Below are 5,531 nucleotides of genomic sequence, written 5' to 3'. Positions count from 1 at the left end.
CTTTTCGTCATTTTATACGATAAAAAGTGTCCACTTTTTTCAACAGGGGTCAAGTCACTATGCATGAATAAAGTGAATAGACCATACTCAGCGATTGCAATCGACAGAATAGAAAAGTCACTCATCATTTCACTGCTATGTCGATGAATGTTTGAATGGAGAAATTAGATGAAAATGTTGCATAATGCCAATAGTTACTCGCGCTAATAAAGTTGAGTAAGCGCCAAATTAACATGCAATTTAATCTACTTGTATTACGTGAGTCGTCTGATAAACATAATTAAACGCGGTGAATTCGAGTAAAGTTTTAATCAGCCATTCTGGCTTAGCTAAAAGATTGGGGTAGGTGACAGCATGAGCCAGACTAAAAAGTATTACGGTAAATATCGCGGCACGGTGGTGAATAATATTGATCCAGCACAGCTTGGGCGGATTATGGCGATGGTACCTGATGTAACTGGCGCTAGTCCAACCGCTTGGGCATTACCATGCATGCCAATTGCGGGTAATCAACATGGTGTTTATGTGCTACCAAACATAGGCGATACGGTTTGGATTGAGTTTGAGCAAGGCGACCGTGAACATCCCATCTGGGTTGGTGGTTTTTGGGGCTCAGCGCTGCAAGTGCCGTCAGCCGCATTAGCGGGAAATGCAGCCAATCCAAATATCGTCATTCAAACGCCATTACAGCAGGGTGTGGTGATCAGTGACATGCCACCATCACCGACCACAGGTGGCGTCATGTTGCACAGTGCAACTGGGGCATCTATCGTAGTCAATGACGCAGGTATTTTTATCTCAAATGGCAAAGGCGCGACCATTCACATGGTTGGTGCTGGCGTTAGCATTAACAATGGTGCGTTAGAGGTTATTTAAAAGGTCAATATGGCAGGTTTCTTAGTCAATGCTGGCGCTCAGGTCTTGTGTTCACATGCAGGGGTCGCCACGCCTACTGCATTAAATCCACGCGTATTGGTGAGTGGTCAAAACACCATATTGATTACCACGCCTTATGCTGTGGCTGGCTGTGCTTTATCTTCGCCACCTGCAAATAGCCCTTGCGTAACAGCGCAGTGGTTAGCAGGCAGTCAAAGAGTCACCTCGAATGGGCAGCCACTAGTCGTGCAAGGTGGTTTGTCAATTTGCGCCCCCACTGGAATGCCCTTGATTATTGCTGCAACACAAACTCGTGTAAGTGCAATCTGAAGGCAATATAAAATAAGCCTGTAAAACAATCTAATTACTCTTAATATTCACCCGTTACTCACTCGTTAAATTTAAAGGCATTAATGAATTCACCTGACTTTCTTGTTCAAGCCACCATATATCTTGCCTCCGCGATTATTCTGGTGCCTTTATTTAAACGGCTAGGCTTAGGCTCTGTACTTGGTTATTTACTTGCTGGCATATTGATAGGGCCTTATGCATTAAAGCTGATTCCAGACCCTGAACAAGTGCTTCACTTTTCCGAGTTTGGCGTGGTGTTAATGCTTTTTCTCGTGGGCTTGGAGTTAGAGTCGCAAAAGGTTTGGGAGTTACGTAAAACGCTGTTTGGCTTAGGCGGTCTGCAAGTCGTGAGTACAGTTGCACTGGTAACATTCGCCACTCATATGATGGGTTTTACATGGTCAATCGCCATTGTGATTGGCATGGGGGTTGCAATGTCATCCACGGCTATTGGCTTGACCTCGTTAACCGAAAAAAAGCAGCTCAGCAGTCCTGGTGGCCAAGCTTCATTTGCCACGCTGCTTTTTCAGGATTTATCAGTCATTCCAATATTTATGATACTGGCACTCATCGCGCCTAACAGCACTAAATCTGGCTTTGATATATGGGCGGTGGCTAAAGCAATCGCTGTTATCTTGGCGATTATCTTTGCTGGTCGCACTGTGTTACGCCCCATTATGCGCGTTGTCGCAAAAACGGGTATTCGAGAAATTTTCGTCGCGTTTTCATTACTCTTAGTCATTGGCGTTTCGCTGGCTATGCAGTCAGTTGGCTTGTCTATGGCGCTAGGTACATTTCTGGCAGGTGTGCTGTTGGCCGACTCGGAGTATCGATACGAACTTAGGCTAGATATTGAGCCTGTTAAAGGCCTACTCTTAGGCTTATTCTTTATTGCGGTAGGTATGTCAGTCGATTTATCGCTACTCGCCAATTCACCATTGCTAATTTTGGGATTAGCCTTGTTGCTAGTGATGACTAAAATGTCCATTTTAATTGGTCTAGCACGGTCATTTAAGTACTCAATGCGAGATGCTTTATTGTTTGGGGTAACACTCTCTCAAATAGGTGAGTTTGCCTTCGTCATATTTGGCGCGGCTTTAACGCAGCAGACTATTCCGCGTGAAACTTACAATATTCTCAATGCAGTCGTGGCGGTATCCATGCTGATTACGCCAATTTTATTGTTAATCTACGATCGATTTTTAACCCTAGATTGCAGCGTGCGCCCCAAAGACGCCATCGAAGAAAATAACGCAGTCATCATTGCTGGCTTCGGTCGCTTCGGGCAAATTGTGGGCAGAGTGCTGCTGGCAAAAGGCATTACCGCAACATTGATAGATAACGACCCGAATCAAGTCGATTTAATGCGTGAATTTGGCTGGCGCTGCTATTACGGCGATGCATCAAGACTAGATTTATTAGAAGAAGCGGGCATTGCTAAAGCCAAACTATTCATTATTTCCGTCAACGACCCAGCAGCCACGCTAAACATGGCTAAGCTTGTAAAAGAGCGCTGGCCACACGTTGCAATAGTAGTGAGAGCCAGAAGCAGAACCGAAGCATTTGACTTGCGCGACTTAGAGTTGCACCCAATACGTGAGACCTTCTACTCATCATTAGAAGCGGCAAGGCAAGCGTTATTAGCCATTGGAGAGACACCAAGCTCAGCCGCTAAAATCATCAAGCACTTTGAGATACACGATTTAGAGCAACTAGAAGCGACTAGAAGTATTAGGCACGACAGAAGCGCAATTTTCACCTTGGCTGAAAAAGGCCGCCAAGATCTCAAAGCGCTTTTTGAGTTAGAGCAACCTAAAGCTGAAAGTAAACTTAGCGGTTCTGACTAAGTTTAATTAGAGCCCTATTTAAAAAACTATATACAACAAGCAGCAAGTATTTAACTGAGTTTGCTAGGTGTAGTTTCACTAATAAGAAGTTAATAAATCGACGATAAAGCCAATCTAATTAATCTGAAGCAGTGAGACAGTAATTAGAAGAGTGATGAAGCATAGGCGTTGCGATAAGAAAAAAGGGTTTAGATTTTTCTAAGCCCTTTTTTTATTCGGCACGCACAAGGTTACAAAATCGGGCGCAGGGAAACTACACTGTATTTTTGAGTTGAATGTCTAGTGAATCAGTTCTGCAAACTGCGGATTTGTTACAGCTTTTTTAATTAGGTCTTGAACTGCTGGCCCAAGTGCCTGAGCAGTTTGGTTGCAAGCTGTAATTGCATCGAACCCACTTTTAAAGTCATAACGGTTATCAAAAGACATTGATTTTCCATTACTTGATTTCAACTCCATTCCTAAGTTCCAGTAGCCATTAGTAAGGCCTGATGAGGAGGAAAACTCTATTCGATTTAGACTGCCCGTAAGAGACACACCCTGATCAGAGTAAACACCAGCAAACTTTAACTCATCATTAAAAGCTTTTTCAACAAACTGTGGAATAGTCATTCCATCAGATGCTTGTATTGGCCCCATAAGCCGACAGTTAGCATCAAAAGTCGCAGGAGCAGATAAAGAAGCTAATTTAATTTTGCTTCCGTCAAATTTTTTTAGCGCTTGATTATTATCTATAGACATTGAATAGCGTGCAGGTGTCATAGTGGAGCACCCTGAAACTAATAAGATAAGCGCTGCAGTAGTAAAGATTTTATTCAAGATTAAGTTCCCTTATTTAGAAGTTGTTTTAATATCGTATTGTTATTTTCTCTTTATATTTATCACACCTCTATAAAAAGCAGAGCTATCGGCACTCCGTTTATGCTGCACGGGGAGCTACAAATACACTTATTAAGAACCTTAACAGCCCTGATGAATATAATCAATATTTTTGAATAAGTTATTGGGCTTAAATTGTTGAATTTAAGAGTTAAAAAATTAAATCTGCTAGTTTTATTTAATAAGACTTAACTCTATTTTAAATGTTTACCGAAAATATCTAAATATTAGATTAATAAGCGCTAATATTTATACTTTTACATCCAATTTTATAGTGGTTAAATACTAACTAACCTAATGTATTGGAATGCAAACCATGAAAACTTCGCAGCAATTGAATTTTAGTAATCGCTATACCTCATTAGCGATAAGCTTACATTGGCTGATGGCTTTGCTCATACTTTCGCTATTTGCAGTTGGTCTTTATATGCATGATTTGCCTTTATCGCCTTGGAAGCTGAAAATCTATTCTTGGCATAAGTGGGCGGGTGTGACGGCATTTTTACTCGTGATGATCAGGCTAGGGTGGAGATTCACGCATCGCCCACCCCCGCTACCCATGAACATATCTAAATCCGCTGAAGTGGCGGCGCATATTGGGCATGGTTTACTTTACTTGTTGATGATTGCCATTCCGCTCACTGGTTGGTTAATGAGTTCGGCAAAAGGCTTTCAAACGGTTTATTTTGGCATTATCCCAATCCCAGACTTGCTGGCTAAAAATAGAGAGATTGGTAACGTGTTAAGAGAGGTACATGAAACCTTGAATTTTGTGCTGATTGCCATTGTAGTTGGGCATGCTGGCGCTGCATTTAAGCACCACTTTTTTGATAAAGACGACGTACTGACGCGTATGTTACCCAAACATAAACATTAATTGATGAAAGAAGATGTGATGAAAAACCAAATTAAGAAACAATTACTGGCTATCTTAATCAGCAGCTTGGCAATGATGTCCTTCGCTGAGGCGGTTGAATATAGCAGTATTCAGCAAGATAAGAGCAGCTTGGCTTTTGTCTATAAACAGATGGGTGTGCCAATAGATGGTAGCTTTAAGAAGTTTTCTGTACAACTTAGCTTTGATTCAGCCAAGCTTGCCACCGCTAAGGCCGCGTTAGATATAGACCTTGCAAGTATTGATGCAGGGTCAGACGATGCTAATGATGAAGTGGTTGGAAAAGACTGGTTTAATACTAAAGCGTTTCCACATGCAAAATTTGAATCTTCTAGCTTTAAATCATTAGGTGCCAATCGCTATGAAGTGACTGGTAAGATGACCATTAAAGGCCGCAGCCAACTGGTGAGTGCGCCTTTTACATTTAATGCTCAAGGATTGGTAGATGGTGCATTTGTTCTAAAGCGCGCTGATTTTGCGATTGGTGAAGGCTCTTGGTCAGACTTTGGAACGGTAGCCAATGAAATTCAAATCAAGTTTCACTTTTTAGCTAAAGCCAAGTAATTTTAATGACTCGTTGGGGCTGAAATTACACACATCTCTTTGAAATTTATTTTTGATACTCATTAAGTATGACCCCTGTTGAAAAAAGTGGACACTTTTTATCGTATAAAATGACGAAAAGA

Annotated in this window: 6 protein-coding genes; 5 read left to right on the top strand and 1 reads right to left on the bottom strand. The window is 41.7% G+C overall.

The annotated features are described in order from the left end of the window. Nucleotides 1-354: 354 nt before the first annotated feature. The 3 genes from PSU78_RS02735 (at nt 355) to PSU78_RS02725 (ending at nt 3,074) form a co-directional block, all read left to right on the top strand. Nucleotides 355-876, top strand: a complete 522-nt coding sequence (locus tag PSU78_RS02735; protein WP_300383899.1) for a phage baseplate assembly protein V — start codon at nt 355-357, stop codon at nt 874-876. A gap of 9 nt (nt 877-885) precedes the next feature. Then, nucleotides 886-1,206 (top strand): hypothetical protein, encoded by a 321-nt coding sequence (locus PSU78_RS02730; RefSeq protein WP_300383896.1) that lies wholly within the window; start codon nt 886-888, stop codon nt 1,204-1,206. A gap of 83 nt (nt 1,207-1,289) precedes the next feature. Continuing rightward, complete coding sequence (locus tag PSU78_RS02725; RefSeq protein WP_300383893.1) at nt 1,290-3,074, top strand: monovalent cation:proton antiporter-2 (CPA2) family protein; 1,785 nt, start codon at nt 1,290-1,292, stop codon at nt 3,072-3,074. 279 nt (nt 3,075-3,353) lie between these two features. Here the strand turns inward: PSU78_RS02725 and PSU78_RS02720 are convergent, their stop codons facing one another. Continuing rightward, the gene (locus tag PSU78_RS02720; RefSeq protein WP_300383890.1) at nt 3,354-3,890 is read right to left on the bottom strand and encodes a hypothetical protein; all 537 of its coding nucleotides are present in this window, start codon (nt 3,888-3,890) and stop codon (nt 3,354-3,356) included. 376 nt (nt 3,891-4,266) lie between these two features. On the opposite strand from PSU78_RS02720, the gene PSU78_RS02715 reads away from it, so the two are divergent. Both PSU78_RS02715 and PSU78_RS02710 read left to right on the top strand, forming a co-directional pair. Beyond that, the gene (locus PSU78_RS02715; protein WP_300383887.1) at nt 4,267-4,827 is read left to right on the top strand and encodes a cytochrome b; all 561 of its coding nucleotides are present in this window, start codon (nt 4,267-4,269) and stop codon (nt 4,825-4,827) included. Nucleotides 4,828-4,845: 18 nt separating this feature from the next. Next, entirely contained in the window at nt 4,846-5,409 is a 564-nt protein-coding gene (locus PSU78_RS02710) for a YceI family protein (protein ID WP_300383884.1), read from the top strand. Nucleotides 5,410-5,531 lie beyond the last annotated feature (122 nt).

Origin of the sequence: Methylotenera sp., from assembly GCF_029945705.1 — a bacterium.
Lineage (GTDB): Bacteria > Pseudomonadota > Gammaproteobacteria > Burkholderiales > Methylophilaceae > Methylotenera.
Note: the sequence above shows the minus strand (reverse complement) of the source record. Positions and strands in the feature narration are given on the sequence as shown.